This is a genomic window from Herbaspirillum sp. DW155, from assembly GCF_037076565.1.
GTDB lineage: Bacteria > Pseudomonadota > Gammaproteobacteria > Burkholderiales > Burkholderiaceae_D > Herbaspirillum.
In genome coordinates this window covers 2551409-2569937 of sequence record NZ_AP029028.1, presented here as the reverse complement: position 1 = coordinate 2569937, position 18529 = coordinate 2551409, and the positions used below count along the sequence as shown (strand labels likewise).

The 18529-nt window shown below is 66.0% G+C and carries 2 protein-coding genes; one reads left to right on the top strand and one right to left on the bottom strand.

All coding sequences use genetic code 11. From position 1 onward, the window contains the following. Positions 1-12 precede the first annotated feature (12 nt). On the bottom strand, positions 13-5700 hold the full coding sequence (locus tag AACH55_RS11650) for an amino acid adenylation domain-containing protein (protein ID WP_338719810.1): 5688 nt from the start codon (positions 5698-5700) through the stop codon (positions 13-15). 300 nt (positions 5701-6000) lie between these two features. On the opposite strand from AACH55_RS11650, the gene AACH55_RS11645 reads away from it, so the two are divergent. Further along, complete coding sequence (locus AACH55_RS11645; protein WP_338719808.1) at positions 6001-18519, top strand: amino acid adenylation domain-containing protein; 12519 nt, start codon at positions 6001-6003, stop codon at positions 18517-18519. Positions 18520-18529 lie beyond the last annotated feature (10 nt).

Sequence of the window (18529 nt, the reverse complement as noted above, 5' to 3'; positions counted from 1 at the left end):
GACCTCCATGCGCTAGCCCAACGACTGCCGGATCAGTGCCGCCAGTTCAGCGGCCCGTATGCTTTGCCAGTGATTGCCCGGCAAGCTCAGGCAGCGGGTGCGCGAACACAGGCTGGCGGGCCAGACAGTCGTGATGTCGGCCCAGTCCTGGCGCTGCTGAGCAGCCTTGCACAGGTAGACCGTTTCCACGAAATCAAACGACTCGGGCAACTGATACCGCACCATGGCATCGATGCTGGCGTGTACGCCATCGATGAAACGGCGCAAGGCCGGATCGTCCAGCTGATCTGCCAAGGGCTGGTTCGCTAGCATCTGACGCCAACAGGCCAGCTTGGCGACGGGCGCGAGGGCCGCGTACTGGGTCGCATCGATGGCCATCGGTGCGCCCTCTTCCGTAAGGAAGGAAAGCAGCAGGCCGTATTCACTGGCCGCCAACGATTGCATGGCGCGTTGGTCCACCGGATCAATCAACCATAGCGCCGCAGCGCGACGGCCGGTGAGCGCAAGATGCTGCCTAGCCATTTCGATGGCGGTGTAGGCGCCCATGGACCAGCCCAGGTAAGCGGTAGTGGCGTTACGTTCTGTCTCGGGTAACTGGCCGTGATAATGCTGCGCCATCGCTTCGATACTGCCTGCCATGCTAGGCGGCAAGACTGTGGGCAACTCGGCGCCCAGGCAGCGGACCTGTCCTTGCAGCAGCCCCGCCAGAGCATTGTAGGACATGGCCTTGCCGTCACTGGCCGGCAGGCACAGCAACGTGGGCGCAGCGGCGGCTGCCGTATTGAGCGGGACTAAGTCCATGGCGGAGCTTGCGCTTGAGCTGGAGCCTGGGCTTTGCGCTTGCAGTTGGGCCACGGCCTGCGCCTGCTGCTCCAGCCGGGAGGTATCGAAGAGCTGGCGGATCGGGATGCTGATCTGGAAGCGTTCCCGGATTGCCGCCGCCAGGCGCGTCACCAGAAGGCTGTCGCCGCCCAGCTGGAAGAAATCGCTGTCGCGGCTGGTCACGGGCTGCTGCAGGATGTCTTGCCATATCGCTGCCAGGCTGCTTTCGCTGCCTGCGCGTACCGGCGTTTCCGGCGGCGCTGCCGATGGGCTGGCCGGCGCCGGAGCGGGAAGCCGGCTGCGGTCCACCTTGCCATTGGCCGACAAGGGCAGCGCATCGAGAGACTGCAGATGCGTGGGCAGCATGTAGGCCGGCAGGCGCTCGGCCAGATGCTGGCGCAGGCTCTTGTCGTCGCATACCGCGACAGCCTTGGTCCACCGGGCTACCAGCACCTGCTGGCCGACGAAGCCCATGTCGCTGTCCTGGGCTGGATAAGCGCCGATGGGCTCGTATCCGCTTGCGCCCAATGCCGCGATCCACTCGTCAGTACCGCGCAGTCTGCTCTGGCGATGCTGTGCCGCACCCTCCTGCGCCGCTTCCAGAACTGCCGCCACGGTAACCCATTGCAGCCTTTTCTGGCGCGTGGCCTCGCACAGCACCAGCAAGCCATCCGGCTTGAGCAGGCTGCCCAGGTAGGACAGCGAGGCATCCAGGTCCAGCGCGTTGTGCAGCACATTGGAGGCCAGGATCAGATCCAGCGAGCCCGGCGCAATGCCCTGATGCGCAGCAGTGCGGTCGATGTCGAACAGAGCGAAACGGGCGCCGGCATGCGTGCCGAATTTTTCCCGGCCGATCTGCAGGAAGAAGTGGCTGAGGTCGGTGTAGTGGTAGAGGGACTGCGGGCTGGCTTGGGACAAGGCCGGCAAGGCATACATGCTCAATCCGCCGACCCCGGCGCCGACTTCCATGAGTTCGAGAGGCCGAGCACAGTGCTGCACCTGATGTTGCAGGCAACGCACTACGATGCCACCCAGGTAGGCGGCCACGATGTTGTCGCCATAGAGCCCCTCCGCGCCTTCGCGCGCCCCTTCGGGGAAGATCAGCTCGGTGGACATGAGCTGGCCGGTGAGGCTGCGCCACAAGCTCGTCGCCGACTGGAACAGCCAGGCCAGGAAGGCCTGTCCATGATCCAGCCATCCAAGGCTGCCCTGCAAGCTCGTCCTGGCTTCGTGCAGAGCGGCTTGCAGCACGTCGCTGGATGGGAAACTGCGGGCGACCCGCCATTGCTGCTCGCCCAGCGGAACCAGCCATTGCTCTTCGCAAAGTATCTGCATCCATGCCTCCAGCACCGGCGCGTACCGTTGCTGGACAGCGTGATTGTCCAGCAGGGCTGCAAGCGAGAGCACTTGCCCCTGCTCGGCGCACAGCTTCAGCTGGATCAGGTTATGCAGGATCAGCAAGGGCGCCAGCGCCTCGCTCTGTTGCTGGAAGCGTGCCAGCGCATCCCGGTCGGTGTCGCCAGGCAACTGGCCGGCGGCTTCCTGTAGGACTGGCGCAAGCAGCGACGGCAGGCGCGACTGTGGCGTCGGACTGGCGGCGGGCTCAGGGACCACGAAGCCCGCCAGTTGCTGTGCTCCGGAGGGCGTGCGCCAGACCGTGACGACCGACGCCTTCACGCCGGGGCAGCTGTTGAGCGCGGCCTCGATCTCGCCCAGCTCGATGCGGTAGCCGTTGAGCTTGACCTGGCTGTTGACGCGTCCGAGGAATTCGATGCAGCCATCCGGCCAGTACCTGGCCAGATCGCCGGTGTTGTAGAGGCGGCCATGCCTGGGATGCTGACTGAAGCTGGCCGCGGTCTGGTCGGGCGCATGCCAGTATTCACGGGCCAGCCCCGCACCCGCGATGAACAGGCGGCCAGTAACCCAGTCGGGACAGTCGCGTCCTTGCGCATCCAGGATGTGGTATTGCTGATTGGCCAGGGGGAAGCCATAGGGGATGGATTTCCATTCAGGCGCAATGTCTGCGACCTCGAAACAGTTGGACCAGATCGCCGCTTCGGTGGCTCCCCCCAGGGCCAGCAAGCGCGCCTGCGGGGCATGCTGGCGTAGCGCCTGCGGCAGATCCAGTCCGATCCAGTCGCCACTGAGCATGACACGGGTAAGGCTGGCGGGAATACCGGCATCATCATGTGCGGCCTGTTCCAGCAGCATGCGGCACAAGGCCGGCACCGAATTCCATACCGTGACCCGATGGCGCTGCACCAGGTCCAGCCAATGCGGGGCATCGCGCAGTGCATCGGGCTCGGGCAGCACCAGCGCCGCACCCTGGCTGAGGGTGGCAAAGACATCGTAGATGGCCAGGTCGAAATTCAGCGCTGAAATGCCGAAGACGCGGTCAGTTGCCGATAGTCCAATGCGCTGGTCGATATCGGCCAGGGTATTGGCCGCGGCGCGATGGGTGATGGCCACCCCTTTGGGTTCACCAGTGGAGCCGGAGGTATAGATGATGTAGGCCAGGTCATCCAGCGCGCTCTGGTGTACCGGGCTGCTCAGGGGGACGGTCGGCACGTCCTCCCATTGCGCGGGCGGTGTCATCAGAATGCGCGGGCAGCCGGGTTCTTCCATCGGTTCTGCGGGGTCCAGCAGGATGGCGTCGATACCCGCCCTTTCTACGATGGCCCGGGTGCGCTCGCGCCCTTGTCCTGTGGGCAGCGGCACCAACACCGCGCCCACTGCCAGGATGGCCAGCGCCGCAGCGACCTGCATCGGGCCTTTGGGTAATGCGCATGCCACCAGATGGCCGGGCTGGATGCGGTGCGCTCTGAGCCGGTCCATCTCCTGTTCCACCAGGGCGCCAAGTTGTCCATAGCTGATCTGATAGTGAGCACCCAACAGCGCGGTCGCCGCTGGCTGGCGGCGGCACTGGGCGAAGAAGCCGGCATGCAGCAGGGCGAGGGTGAAAGCGGTCGCGGTCTGGTTGACCTCGGTGCGCACACGCAACTGCGACTCCGGCAGCAACTGACCGACCGGCTGCTCCCACTGTTGCGGCTGCTGCGCCAGTCGATACAGCAACTGGCTGTAACTGTCGAACATGGCTTGCGCCATGCCTTCCGGGAAGAGCTGGCAGGTGATGATCCAGTTGTATTCGAGGCTGCCTTTGCGCACCATCACCTGATGATCCAGCCAGACCTGGGGCGTGCAGGTGTAGAGGAAATCCGGCTCGCCCAGGGTATCGGCGCCCCGCACCAGCTCATCAAGGTCAATGCCCAGCAGGCTGGTGAAGACCACCGGCATGAGGCTTCCCGCCGCGGCATCAGTCGCGCTCCTGCGGCCCAGTTCGCGCAGCACTTCCACGCCGCCGAAGCGGGTATGGCCCAGGCATTGCCACAGGCTGGCCTGCACCTGGCGCGCACGTTCGACGAAGGATAGCGTGCCGCTGCAATCGAGCGTGAGCAGCAATACCGAGGTGAAGTCGCCCACCAGTTGGTCCACGTCCGGGTGGATGCGGCGGCGATTGAAGTGCGTCAGGTTCAGCGTGAACCGGGGATCCGCTGCCCAGGTGGCCAGCACTTCGGCAAAGGCCGTCAACAGCACTGCCGAGGGCGTGATACCTTGTGCCGAAGCCAGCGCAGACAGCGATTGCCAGGCCGTCTCGGGCAGGCGGTGCTGGAGCCGGATGAATTCGGGCTGGCTCAGTTCGGCCGGTGCGCAGGCCAACGGCAGCGCGGGGGCGGGCGCGATCGTCTCGATGCGTTGCAGCCACCACTCGCGGTCCTGCTGGTAGTGCAACTGGTACTGCGGTTCCTGCTGGGCCAGCATGTAGTCGCGAAAGCTCAGGCCGATGGGATCGACGCTGCGCTCAGGGTGGTGGTAGCGCTGCTCCAGCTCGGCCAGGACGATGTGGAAGCTCTGCACATCAAACATGAGCAGGTCCAGATCCAGATGCAGGCGCACGACCCCGCCGGACTCCAGGCTGGCCGACAGATCGAACAGTGGCCCATGCTCGGCATCGAGCACCTGCGCGCACATCCTGGCGCGCTTGGCGGCCAGCGCTTCGGCCTGGGCGCTGGGTGCGAGGTTGCGCCAGTCATCGACGGCGATGGCGTAATGGGGAAGCTCGGCCAAGATGCGCTGGCGGCCATCGGCGCCGATCACCGCGCGCATCATGCCGTGCCGGGCGATGATCTGGTTCCATGCCTGCTCCATGCGTTGCAGGTCAAGCCCTGCGATGCACCACTCGAAATACACATGGCAGGACACCCCGCCCAGGGACAGGCTGTCACCCCGGCCCAGCCAATAGGCGTGCTGGATATCGGTCAGAGGGAAGGACGGTAGGGATGGTCCGAAGATGCAGCCATGGCAGCCCTCGGTCAGCACCTGCTCCAGCGGCGCAAGGCCCGTCAGGCTGTCCGGCTGCGCACCGATGAGCAGCAGGCGGCCCTGCGGCGCCAGCTGCGCCAACAGCAAGGGCAGGCCGCTCTGCCATGGCTGTGAGCCCAGCGCATCCAGATCCACCACGATGAGCGCATAGCCGGATGGATCATGTTGCGATGAACCTGCCTGCCAGTGCTGGTCGAGCAATGCCCAGTCGAGCGGCAGGCGGGTCTGCCTGCGCGCGGCCGACAGGCGCAGGCTGGAGAACAGTCCCACGGTGTAAGCCACTGTGTCCATTGTGGCCGCTGAGACCGCTGAGCCCGAGGCAGCCGCCCAGCGTGCGCTGATGAGGCGATAGAACGCCTCATCTTCCCACCCTACTTGCAGGCAGCGCAGCGGCTGCGGCTGGCCGGCCAGACCGACCTTTTCCAGCAGTGCCGACAAGCAGACGGCGACTGGGCGCACGCCCTGGCCATTGGAGCGCGGCTCACTTCGTTGACTCAACACAAGCATCCCCTTCCGACGTGAATTTTGCATACGCACCACCCGACGCGGGATGGTCGGGGATGCTCTTTCGGGCTGGGGAACAGGGCCGTCACGACAGGGCCGGAACTGTGGTCCGGAACTGCACTTGCGGCACAACAAAAATGACCTGGCCAACCATCTTATCTAAAAAAATGAATATTGCAAATAGCAATCATTATCATTTAGTATGCCATCGACCTGTACTTTCATTTCACAGCCGGGCACCACCATCGGAGCCTGGCTGTGCTCTTTACATGCTGTTCAACTGAGGATTTCGCCATGACCGACCATGCCCACGACCTGAGTAGCAAACCCGCTTTGCCCGACTGGCTGGAGCATTGGGCCCGGCAGAATGGGGAGCGGGAAGCCCTGCATTTTTCCGACAGCCGCCAGCAGCGGCTCAGTTATGGCGAACTCTCCGAGCGCGTGCGCGCACATGCCGCAGCGCTGCAACAGCGCTGGACGCCAGGGACGGTGGCGCTGATCCTGTTCCCCTCGGGACTGGACTACGTGGTCAGCCTGCTGGCCTGTTTCTATGCCGGCATCATCGCCGTGCCGGTCAATCTGCCGGGGGCAGCGCGGGTCAAGCGGGTGCTGGCCAAGATCGACGCCATCAGCGACGACTGCAAGCCGGCCTTCGTGCTCACGGGCGAAACAATCGAACAGGCGTCAGGCGATGAGCTCAAGCAGTTTGCGGCCCGGCAGGCCATGGACATCGTCCATCTCGAATCGCTGGTGGCCGATGCGGCTGCATGGCAGCGTCCGGATGCACTGAACGCGCAAGCCATCGCCTTCCTGCAATACACGTCGGGCTCGACCGGTCTGCCCAAGGGCGTGGTCAACCGCCACGGGCAACTGCTACACAACATCCAGTTCCAGCGCCGCCTGCTGGCGCCGCAAGGCCAGTCCTGTACGGTGGCGTCGTGGCTGCCGCTGTTCCATGACCTGGGTCTGATCATGGGCATCCTCGCACCGCTGGCGCTGGGTGGCAGGGCGCTGTACATGCCGCCGATGTCCTTCGTGGCCGCCCCGCTGGACTGGCTGCTGCTGGCCAGCCGCGAGCGCGCCACCGTGCTTCCCTGTCCCAGCTTTGCGCTGCGAAGCTGCGTCAGCGCGCTGGCCACCGCCACGCCGCAGCAGCGCGGTGAACTGGACCTGTCCTCGGTGCATTGCCTCATGCCCGCCGCCGAACCAGTGCTGCCGGTGCATGTGCAAGGTTTCATCGACGCCTTTGCACCCTACGGATTGACCGCCACCGCCATGCGCCCTGCCTACGGCCTGGCCGAAGCCACCCTGGTGGTATCGGCCAATACCCATGACCGCGGGCCCTGCCTGCTGGCCGTGGACCGGCAGGCCATTGAGCGCGATATCGTCCTGCCTCATCCTCCCCAGGAGCGCGCCCGCTGGTATGTGGGCAATGGCGACGACTTTGGCGCGCAGGAAGTGCTGATCGTCGATCCCGAACACAAGCGCTGCCTGGGCCAGGACAAGGTGGGGGAAATCTGGGTGCGCGGGCCCAGCGTGGCCGGCGGCTACTGGGGCAAGAACCAGAACGACGAAGCCTTTGCCGGAACACTGGTCGATGCAGCGCCGGGAGAACATCCCTTCCTGCGCACAGGCGATATGGGTTTCCTGCATGAGGGCCAGTTGTTTGTCACCGGACGGCGCAAAGACATGATGATCTTCCGTGGCCAATGCCACTACCCCAATGACATCGAGGCCAGCGCCAGCCAGTGTCATGCACTGGCTGTCGAGGACAGTGCGGCGGCGTTTTCCCTGAGCGATGACAGCGGTGAGGACAGACTGGTGATCGTGCAGGAGGTGCGCAAGAGCGCCCAGGCCCAGAGCTCAGACTACGCCGACCTGGCCGCGACGATCCGCCAGACGGTGGCGCAGGAGCATCAGCTGAGCGCGCATGCCATCATCCTGATCCGCAAAGGCACCCTGCCCCGCACCACCAGCGGCAAGATCCGGCGGCGCACGGTCAGGCAGTCCTATCTCGCGCACGAGCTGGTAGTCTTGCATGAGGATATCCTGACGCCCGCTGCACCGATGGCAGCGCCGACCGCGCCAGCCTTCGACCTTTCCCTCCGTGGCCTGGGCCAATGGCTGGCGCAACACCTGGGCAATGTCTCCGCGCGTTCGCTGGACCCCGAGGTGAGCCTGTTCCAGTATGGTCTGGATTCGATGAGCGCCGTGGAGCTGACCGCCGCACTGGGCCGTGAACTGGGCCGCAACCTGCCCGACGATCTGCTCTACCAGCATCCCAGCATCCATGCACTGCTCAGACAGTTACGCGCCGATCTGGAGCCAGGCCCGGCTGCAGCAGCGCAGCAGGCCAGCGACAGCGCACGGACAAGCGACATCGCCATCATCGGCATGGGCTTGCGGCTGCCCGGTCCGGATGGCGCCGACATCGTCACCGAAGACGCCCTCTGGGACATGCTGGTGCAGGGCAAGGACGCCATCCGCAGCATGCCGGCACAGCGCTTCCGCCGGCGCGACGATATCCCTGGGTTGGGCAGCTACCTGGAAGACATCGACCGCTTCGATGCGCCCTTCTTCAAGATGTCGCCGCGCGAGGCCATCAATACCGATCCCCAGCAGCGGCTGTTGCTGGAAGAGTGCTGGCACGCGCTGGAAAATGCGGGACTGACGCCCTCCTCGCTCAAGGGCAGCGACACCGGCGTGTTCGTCGGCATCGGCACGGCCGACTACGGCCACCTTCCGTTTGCCAGCGCCGATCCGGCGCACCTGGACGCGTACTACGGCACCGGCACCGTCTTTGCGGCGGCGGCGGGACGTCTGTCCTTCCACTTCGACTGGCATGGTCCGGCCATGTCGGTGGACACGGCTTGCTCCTCGGCCCATAGCGCGCTGCACCTGGCCGTGCAGAGCCTGCGCGCGGGTGAATGCCCGCTGGCCGTAGCCGCCGGGGTCAAGCTGCACCTGGTGCCCGAGATCGATGTGGTACTTAACAAGGCCGGCATGCTGGCTGCCGATGGCCGCTGCAAGACCATGGATGCGGCCGCCGATGGCTATGTGCGTGGCGAAGGTTGCCTGGTGCTGGTGCTCAAGCCGCTGCAACAGGCCCTGGCCGATGGCAATACCATCCGCGCCGTCATCCGCGACACGACCGTGCGCCAGGACGGCAGCGGCAGCAGCCTGTCGGCGCCCAATGGACAGGCTCAGTTCCAGCTATTGCGCCGTTCGCTGCAACGGGCCGGACTGAGCCCGGCGCAAATCGACTATGTGGAAATGCACGGCACCGGCACCCGCCTGGGCGACCCGATCGAATATGACTCGCTGGCGCAGCTCTTTGCCGGGCGGGCAGACGATGACCCTCTGTGGCTGGGCTCCATCAAGACCAACATCGGCCACCTGGAAGCCGCTGCCGGGGCGGCGGGCATCGTCAAGACCATCCTGGCGCTGGAAAAAGGGCTGATCCCGCCGCTGGTCGGGCTCAATGAAGTCAACCCGCTGGTTGACCTGCAACGCATCCCTGCGCGGCTGCCGACGGCACCGCAGGCGTGGCCGCAACGCGCACCGGTCCGTCGCGCCGGTGTGACCTCCTATGGGTTTACCGGCACCATCGCCCACGTGGTGCTGGAACAGGCGCCGCCACCGCTGTCTTGCTCCCTGAGCACCGGGCAGCAGCAAGCCGCCGGGCCCTACGTCTTCCACTTCTCGGCCCAGACCGAGACCGCCTTGCGCCAGTTGCTGGCGCGCTATCACGCCCATCTGCTGGACGCAGCCTACCTTCCCGCCCATCTGGCCAATACCTTGGCGCGACAGCGCGAACACCTGCCAGTGCGGCAAGCCCTGGTCGCGCAGGATATCGCCCAACTGCGCACATTGCTGGGCCAACCTGTGGAGGACGGCACACCCGCCACGCAGCCGCCCCGCATCGCGATGATGTTTACCGGCCAGGGAGCGCAATACATCGGGATGGGCCGGCAACTCCATGAGCAACAGCCGGTATTTCGCGCCGCCCTGGACGAGGTCGATACATTGATGCTGCCCTATCTGGGCCGCTCCATCATCGATCTCATGCACCACGGCGAGGAAGCATTGCTGCAACAGACCTGTCACGCACAGCCCGCCTTGTTTGCCATTGAGTACGCACTGGCGCGGCTGTGGCTGCATCTGGGCGTAGCGCCGGTGGCGGTGATGGGCCACTCCATCGGCGAATTCGCCGCCATGGTGATCGCCGGGGCCTTGCCACTGGAACAGGCCTGCCGTCTCATCGTACGTCGCGGCCAGCTGATGCAGGCGCTGCCTGAGGGCGGCAAGATGCTGGCGGCCCGCCTCACCGAAGCACAGGCCAGCGATCATCTGCGGCAGCTGCCGCCGGCCTTGCAGGAAGAGCTGGCCATTGCGGCCATCAACGGCCAGCAGGATGTGGTCTTCTCCGGTTCTGGCAGCGCCATTGCCGTGCTGGCCGAACAGTTGGCCGGCGCAGGCTGCCACTGCCGCGCCCTGAGCGTCTCGCATGCCTTCCATTCGCCCTTGCTCGATCCGATGCTGCAAGAATGGGAGCAGGAGTGTCAGTCGGTCACGTCCAGCGCCCCCGCCACGGCCATGCTCTCCACCCTGACCGGAAGCTGGCTGCAGGAAGCGCCCTCGGCCCACTACCTGCGCCAGCATGCGCGCGAGCCGGTGCGCTTCCACCAGGCCCTGCAGGCGCTGGCCGAGGTGGCCGACGTAGTGCTGGAAGTGGGACCGCATGCCGTGCTAACGGCCCTGGCGCAGCGCAGCCCGTTGTCCAGCCCCGTGCAGTTCGTGGCCAGCCTGCTGCGGCAGCAGGATGATGGCCAGAGCATGGCGCACAGCTGTGCCGCCCTGTACCGGCTGGGTCAGGACTTCCTCTGGGAGCATAGCCATCCCGGCGCCACCGTGGCCGCCCACACGCTGCCGTCCTATCCCTTCGACCGCCATTCCTACTGGCTCGAATACGACGAAGATGCTCCCCGCCATGCACCGCTGGCGCTGCCCCCCCGGCCTCTGCCGGCGCAGGCGGCGGCGGTCCCGCTCTACCAGATCAGTTGGGAAGCCTGGAACCCACCGCAGCCCAAAGCGAGCGACCCGGCGCCGGGCCTGTGGCTGGCCAGTGCGCGCCAGCACGGAGGCGCATCGGCGCAGGCATGTCGCTGGTTCGATCCGGACCAACAGGCGCAGCTTCCCGGCAATGACGACATGCTGGTCTTCCTGGCGCGGGCCAGCGATGAAGCCGCGCCGTTTGCCCACGACGATATCTGGCATCTGGTGCGCTGCCTGCAGACCCTGCAACGCCATGCACGCACGCCCACCATGGTGTTGCTGACCGAACGGGGACAGGCCGTGGCCGGAAACCAAGTTCATCCCGGCCAGGCCGCCCTGTGGGGGAGTGCGCGGGCGCTGGCGCTGGAGTATCCGGCGGTACGCTGGCTGATGATCGACAGCGAGCATGCGGCAGACCTGGACTGGATCGCGGCCCAGGCCGCGCAATGGCAAGCGTGGCTGCCGCAGGAAAATGCCCTGGCCTGGCGACAAGGCCAATGGTGGACGCCAAGACTGGCGCCGCTGCCAGAGATGGCGACGCCAGCCGACGCCACTTTCCGCGCCGATCCGGCCGGACTGTATCTGGTGGCTGGCGCCAACGGTGCGCTGGGGCGGCATATGGTGGACTGGCTGGCGCGACATGGTGCGCGCCATCTGGTGCTGCTGGCGCGTCAGCCGGCCAGCGGGGTGCAGGCGCGGCGGCTGGCCCTGTTGCAGCAACAGGGCATCCGGATTGATCAGGTGCAGGCCGATATCGCTGAGGCAGCCTCCATGCAGCAAGCCTGGCACAGGATTGCTGCATGCGAAGAAGAAAGCGGCCATACCCTCTCTGCCCTCTTCCACTGCGCCGGCACCAGCGTCTTCCGCGAACTGACGCTATTGACCCCAGAAGACTACGAGCGCGTCAGCAGCGCCAAGGTCGAGGGCGCGTGGAACCTGCACCGCCTGAGCCTGCAACGGCCACAGGCCAGCCTGATCTGCTTTAGCTCCATCTCCGGCATCTGGGGCTCGCGCCTGCAGATTCCCTATGGCGCGGCCAATGCCTTCGAAGACGCCCTGATCCGCCTGCGCCGCCAGCAAGGGCTGCCGGGCATGGCCATTGCCTGGGGTCCCTGGGGCGGCGGCGGCATGTCCGACGTGGATGAATCCCTGCTGCAGTTGTTGCGGGCCGCAGGCATCCGACGCCTGAGCCCGGAACATTACCTGCAGCGGCTGGGGCAACTGCTGTCCTGCCCCAGCCTGCTGACCGATGGCTGCGCAGTGGCGGTGCAGGCCGACTGGTCCAGACTGATCGCCCTCATGACGCTGTATCAGCCTCTGGCCTTGTTCAGCCGCTGCCAGGACTTGCTTGGTCAGCGCCAGCCAGGAGCACTGGCGCAAGCGCTCGATACTGCTGACCGGGCCGCGCTGGCCGCCGCCATCCCCGGCTTCGTCACCGCCGAACTCTCCCGCATCCTGCGCATGAGCCCGGCCGAACTCACCCCGGACGCTTCGCTGCTGCGCCTGGGCATGGACTCCATCCTGATCATGGAGCTGGCGCGCCAGTGCGAGCTGACGCTGGGCATCCGCTGCGAGCTCAAGGCCCTGTTCGAACACACCACGGCGGCCTCGCTCACCGACTACCTGTTGCAACAGGCACAGCAGCAGGTCCAGGCGTCCGCTAGCGCGTCCATGGCGGCTGCTGAACCTATCCATGCTGATCCCGCACAGGCCGACCAACCCTTCGTGCTGACCGAACTGCAGCACGCCTACTGGGTCGGCCGGCAAAGCCATTACGCCCTGGGCGGCGTGGCCTGTCATGCCTATCTCGAAGCCGACGCCGTCCACGGCCTGGACAGCGCACGGCTGGAGCGTTGCTGGAACGTGCTCATTGCCCGTCACGGCGCCTTGCGCATTGTCATCGGCAGCGACGGTCTGCAACGGATCCTGCCGCAGACGCCGCATTATGCGATCCAGGTGACTGACTGCCGCCAGCACAGCCAGGCGCAAACCGACGCATTGCAGACACAGTGGCGCCAGGCCATGTCGCACCAGGTGATGGACAGCCAGCAATGGCCGCTGTTCGATGTGCGCGTGATGCACTGCCCGGAAGGCCGCAGCCGCCTCTTCATCGGCATCGACATGCTCATCAACGACGCCACCAGCGGCCAGATCCTGTGGGACGAACTGGCGGCCCTGTACCAGGCCGATGGCGATGCACAAGCGGCGGGACTGCGCCCCTTTAGCATCAGCTTCCGCGACTATATCCAGGCCAAGTACCAGCACAGCACGGCCCGCCAGGCTGCACGCGAACAGGCGCGCCAGTTCTGGCTGGAACAATTGCCGAGCTTGCCGGCCGCGCCGCAGTTGCCGCTGCGCCACGAAGCCCTGCAGCAGCACCAGCCACGCTTTAGCCGACGTCAGCACCGGCTCGACGCTCACCAGTGGAGCCGGCTGCGCGAGCAGGCCGCAAGCGTGAACTGCACCCCGGCGGCCTTGCTCATCACGGCCTTTGCCGAAGTGCTGGCAGCCTGGAGCAGTGAGAAGCGCTTTACGCTGAACCTGACCACTTTTGACCGCCTGCCCTGGCACGAGGATGTGCCGCATCTGCTGGGTGACTTCACTGCCGTCACCCTGCTGCCGCTGGACCTGTCCTCACGCAGCGGCTTTGCCCAGCGGGCCGCGGCGGTCAATGGCAGCATCCTGGGTTATCTGCAGCACCGAGCCTTCAGCGCCGTAGACGTGCTGCGCGAATGGAACCGGGGCCGCGAGCGGGCCGAGGCGCTGTCCATGCCGGTGGTCTTCACCAGCCAGCTGGGCATGAGCGATCCCACCAAGGGTGCGGCCCGCCAGAGTCCACTGGGCGAGGTGGTGTACGGCATCAGCCAGACTCCGCAGGTCTGGCTGGACCATCAGGCCTGTGAACAAGAAGGCGCGCTGGTGTTCAACTGGGATGTGATCGATGACCTGTTCCTGCCCGGCGTGGTCGATGCCATGTTCGATGCCTACTGTACGCTGCTGCACTACCTGGCCGCCGATCCAGAGCACTGGGAGAAGGCGCTGCCGGCCATGCTGCCGTTGCGCCAGCAACAGGTACGGCAAGCGGTCAATGACACCCCGGCGCCCTTGCCGCAAGCCTGCCTGGACCAGCTGTTCTTCTCGCGTGCGCAGCAACAGCCAGAGCAGCTCGCCCTGGTTAGCCGCGAGGGTCAATGGCGCTATGGCCAGCTTGCGCAATGGGCGCAGCGCCTGTCCCAGGCACTGCTGGCGGCCGGCGTGCGACCGGGCGACCGGGTCGCCGTGCTCATGCAGAAATGCAGCCAGCAGGTGGCGGCCTGTCTGGCCATCCAGCAATGCGGCGCGGCCTATGTGCCGGTCGATAGCAGCACCCCGGCCAGCCGGCTGCACAGCATCCTGGCCGGCAGCACCATCCGGGTCGTGCTCAGCCGCAGCGCCGAGCGCGCTCACGTGCAATCCCTGCTCGATGGCCAGGAAACGATCCTGCTGGAAGCCGATGAAGACCAGCTGGCCAGCTATCCGGCCCATACGCCCGAGGCGCCGCGCAATCTGCACGATGCCGCCTATGTGATCTACACCTCAGGCTCCACCGGCACGCCCAAGGGCGTATTGATCGACCACATGGGTGCGGCCAATACGGTGCTGGATATCAACCGGCGCTTTGGCATCACTGCCGGGGACAAGGTACTGGGGCTTTCTTCACTCTACTTCGACCTGTCGGTCTATGACATCTTCGGTACGCTGGCCGCAGGTGGCACACTGGTACTGCCGGATCACGACAAGGTACGTGATCCGGGCCACTGGCTCAGGCTGGTGCAGGAGCATGGTGTCACCGTCTGGAACAGCGTACCGGCGTTGCTGGAATTGCTGCTGGACAGTGCCGAACAGAGCGGCCAGTCCCTGCCCGGACTGCGCCATGTCCTGCTGAGCGGCGACTGGATCTCGCTGGGCCTGCCGCCGCGCCTGCGCCAGGCCGCACCTGCGAGCCAGCTTATCGCCATGGGCGGTGCCACCGAAGCCTCGATCTGGTCGAACTGGTTTGCGGTGCAGGAAGTGGCCGCGCACTGGCGCTCCATTCCCTATGGCAAACCCTTGAGCAACCAGGCCTATCACGTCCTGGACGGCCACGGCCAGCCTTGCCCCGACTATGTGACGGGCGATCTCTACATCGCCGGCATCGGCCTGGCGGTAGGCTATGAGAACGATGCACAGAAGACGGCCGACAGCTTCATCCACATGCCCGATGGCCAACGCCTCTACCGCACCGGCGACCTGGCCCGCTACTGGACCGATGGCAACCTGGAATTCCTGGGCCGCCGCGACTTCCAGGTCAAGATCGCGGGCAACCGCATCGAGCTTGGCGACATCGAGGCAGCGCTGCTGCGCTGCCCGGGCGTGCGCGAAGCAGTGGTCGATACCATCGGCACGCCGCCGCAATTGAGACTGGCAGCCTGGGTGGTGCCACAGGGCGGTCCTTCGCCCATCCTGCAGGCGCTGGAGAGCCCCTTCACAGAGCCGGAGCGGCTCTGGCAGGACATCCTCTCGCACAGCCAGCAAGTGTTTGCCGGCCAGCCGGCGCAGGCTGAGCGTCTGCAGGACTTCTGGCAGCTGATGGATCAACTGGGGCTGCGGATGATGCATGACACCCTGGCGCAGGCAGGCATTGCCGATCCGGCTGGCTGCAGCGCCGACGAGTTCATGCAGCAGACAGGCGCTGCACCGGTCTTTTTCAGCCTGCTGCAACGCTGGCACACGCTGCTGGCGGCGCAGTCTGCCCCCCTGCCGGGCTGGGCCGAACTGCGCGCGCTGGCCAGCGTGCAGCAACTCCCCGCCACGGTGCTGGACAAGCTGCAACACAGCGCCGCATTGCGGCTGGCCATCCTGCGCCAGCAGCGCGACGCCATGGAGTTGTTCTACAGCAGCGACGAGACCCTCTCGCCCGAACAGCTGACCCAGCTCAACCCGCTGGCCACCTGCGCCACCGCCGCTATGGCCGAAGCGATCCGGCGGCTTGCCCGTGCCAGTGCGCAACCGCTGCGCATCCTTGAAGTGGGGGGCCGCAGTGGCCTGGCCGCGCAGCAATTGTTGCTGCAGCTGGTCGGCTGCCCGCTGCATTACCACCTCAGCGATCCGTCGCGCACACTGCTGGAGCAGGCGCGCCAGCGACTGTCCGCGCATCCGCATCCAGAACATCAGTTCAGCTTCGAGCTCACGCAAGCGCCGCAGCATGGCCCGCAGGCCGAACACGACATGGACCTAGTCGTGGCCTTCAATGCCCTGCACCGGGAGCGCGACATTGCCGCTCTGCTGCACGCACTGCGCCAACGGCTGGCGCCTGGCGCTTGCCTGCTGGCCGTGGAGACCACCCGCAACAGCCACTTCCAGCTGGCCACCGTGGCTCTCTTGGAGCAGGGCTATACCCAGTTCGCCGACCAGCGCCAGCACAGCGGCGACGCCTTGCTCAGCGCCGACCAGTGGGTCAGCTCCTTCAACGAGGCTGGCTGGGAGCGGGCCGGCTGGAGCAGCATCCAGCCGGCTCCCCTGGGAGGACTGGCATTGCTGCTGGCGCAGCAGTGTGAACACGTCTACCGCTTCCGAAGCGCGCCCCTGCAACAGGCGCTGCAGCAGCTTCTGCCAGCCTACATGGTGCCGGGCGCCCTGATGGCGCTGGACGAGCTGCCCCTAAGCGCCACCGGCAAGGTGGACCGCAAGCGCCTGCCCAGGCCGGCCATGCGTGCGGCACTGGCATCGGCCACCTCCGCCGTGGCCGACAGTCCATTGGCCCAGCTCTGGCAACAAGCGCTGGGCGTGAGCACACTCACGCCCGACAGTGACTTCTTCGCCCTGGGTGGCGACAGCCTGATTGCGGTGCGTCTCATCGAGCGTATCCGTCATACCCTGCACGCCAATGTGGCGCTGACCGATCTGTTCGAGGCCTCGGGCTTTGGCGCTTTCGAGCGCCGCGTCCTGACCGCACCTGCTATGGCAGAGACGCACAGTGCTGGCTTGCAGCCCGACCCTGCCCACTGGGCCCAGCCCTTCCCGCTGACCGATGTGCAACAGGCTTACTGGATAGGCCGCAAGGCAGGCTTCGAACTGGGCGGCATCTCGACCCATATCTATGCAGAAATCGAGGTGGAGGGCTTCTCCATCGAGCAGTTGCAATCGAGCTGGCAGGCCGTGGTCAGGCGCCACGGCATGCTGCGCGCCGTCATCAACGACGATGGGCTGCAACAGTGCCTGCCCGAGGTGCCTCCCTACGTCATCACCTACCACGATCTGTGCAAGGCCGACGACGCGGCACGCCTGCATTGGCAAGAACAGACCCGCCAGCAGTTGTCGCATGCGGTCCACGACACCACGCGCTGGCCGCTCTTCGCCATTCACGCCGCCAGCCTGGACGCGCAGCGTATCCGCATCTGCATCAGCCTGGATAACCTGATCTGCGATGGCCGCTCCATGCGCCTGATCCTGGCGGAGTGGTCGGCCCGGCTGCGTCACCCGGAACAGTCATGGCCGCTGCTCAGCGCCAGCTTCCGCGACTATGTCCTGTTCCGCGAGGCCCAGCCGGTCAACCAGCAATCGCTGCATTACTGGCTCACACGCCTGCAACAGCTGCCGCCGCCACCTGTCCTGCCTATGCAGGCCAGGGCCAGCGATGCGCTACCGCATTTCACGCGGCGCCAGATGCGGCTGTCAGCGGATCGCTGGCAACGTCTGCAAGGCTTTGCCACCCAGCGCGGCCTGACCATCAATGCCCTGCTGCTGACGGCCTATGCCGAGCTCATTGCCCACTGGTCGGCGCGTGCCGACTTCACGCTGAGCCTGACCTTGTTCAATCGTCCCGCCGTCCATGCCGACATCGATGGCATGGTGGGCGACTTCACCTCGCTGGTCCTGTTTGCCTTCGACGCCCGCACGCCGGCCAGCTTCCAGCAACGCGCCACGGCCGTGCAAGGCCAGATGTGGCAAGACCTGGAACACCAAGATGTGTCGGCGGTGAGGGTGCTGCGCGAAGCGGCGCGCCAGCGCGGCCAGTTGAACATGGTGGCCGCGCCCGTGGTCTTCACCAGCGGGCTGGGTGTGGCCCAGGGGGGCGATGATCACGACAGCTGGCTGGGGGACTTCGTCTATAGCGTCAGCCAGACGCCCCAGGTCTGGCTGGACCAGCAACTGGTGGAGCGCCACGGCAGGCTGGAGTTGAGCTGGGACAGCGTCGATGGCCTCTTCCCGGAGGGCTTGCTCGATGAGATGTTCCATGCGTACGAACTGCTCTTGCACACCCTGGCCGACCATGACAGCGCCTGGGCCACACCGGCCACGTTGTTGCTGCCGGAGCGGCATGCGCGCCTGCTGGAGAGCACCGCCAGCGCGCCTGCGGCCAACGATGCCGCACCCCAGGCGCATCTGCCCGAGGCCATCGCCGATCAGTTGACCAGCCTGCTGGGGGAGCTGGTGGAATTGCCTGCCCATCTGCTGCAGCGGCGCGACGCCTTGTTGCAGACCAACTTCTTCGAACTGGGCGCCAGCTCGCTAGAGTTGATCCGCCTGCATCAACGCCTGCAGCATCGCTTTGACCTGACCCTGCCGGTGGTCGATGTCTTCAGCCACACCACCCTGGCCAGCCTGGCGACCCATCTGGGACGCCTGGCTGGCCAGCAGCAGCCCGCTGATCCTGCCGCCGCCCCGGACAGCGCTTCCCGCCTTGAACGCCGGCGCAACAATGACCGCGCCCAGAAACGCCGCGCACTCTCCGAATAAGGGCCTGATC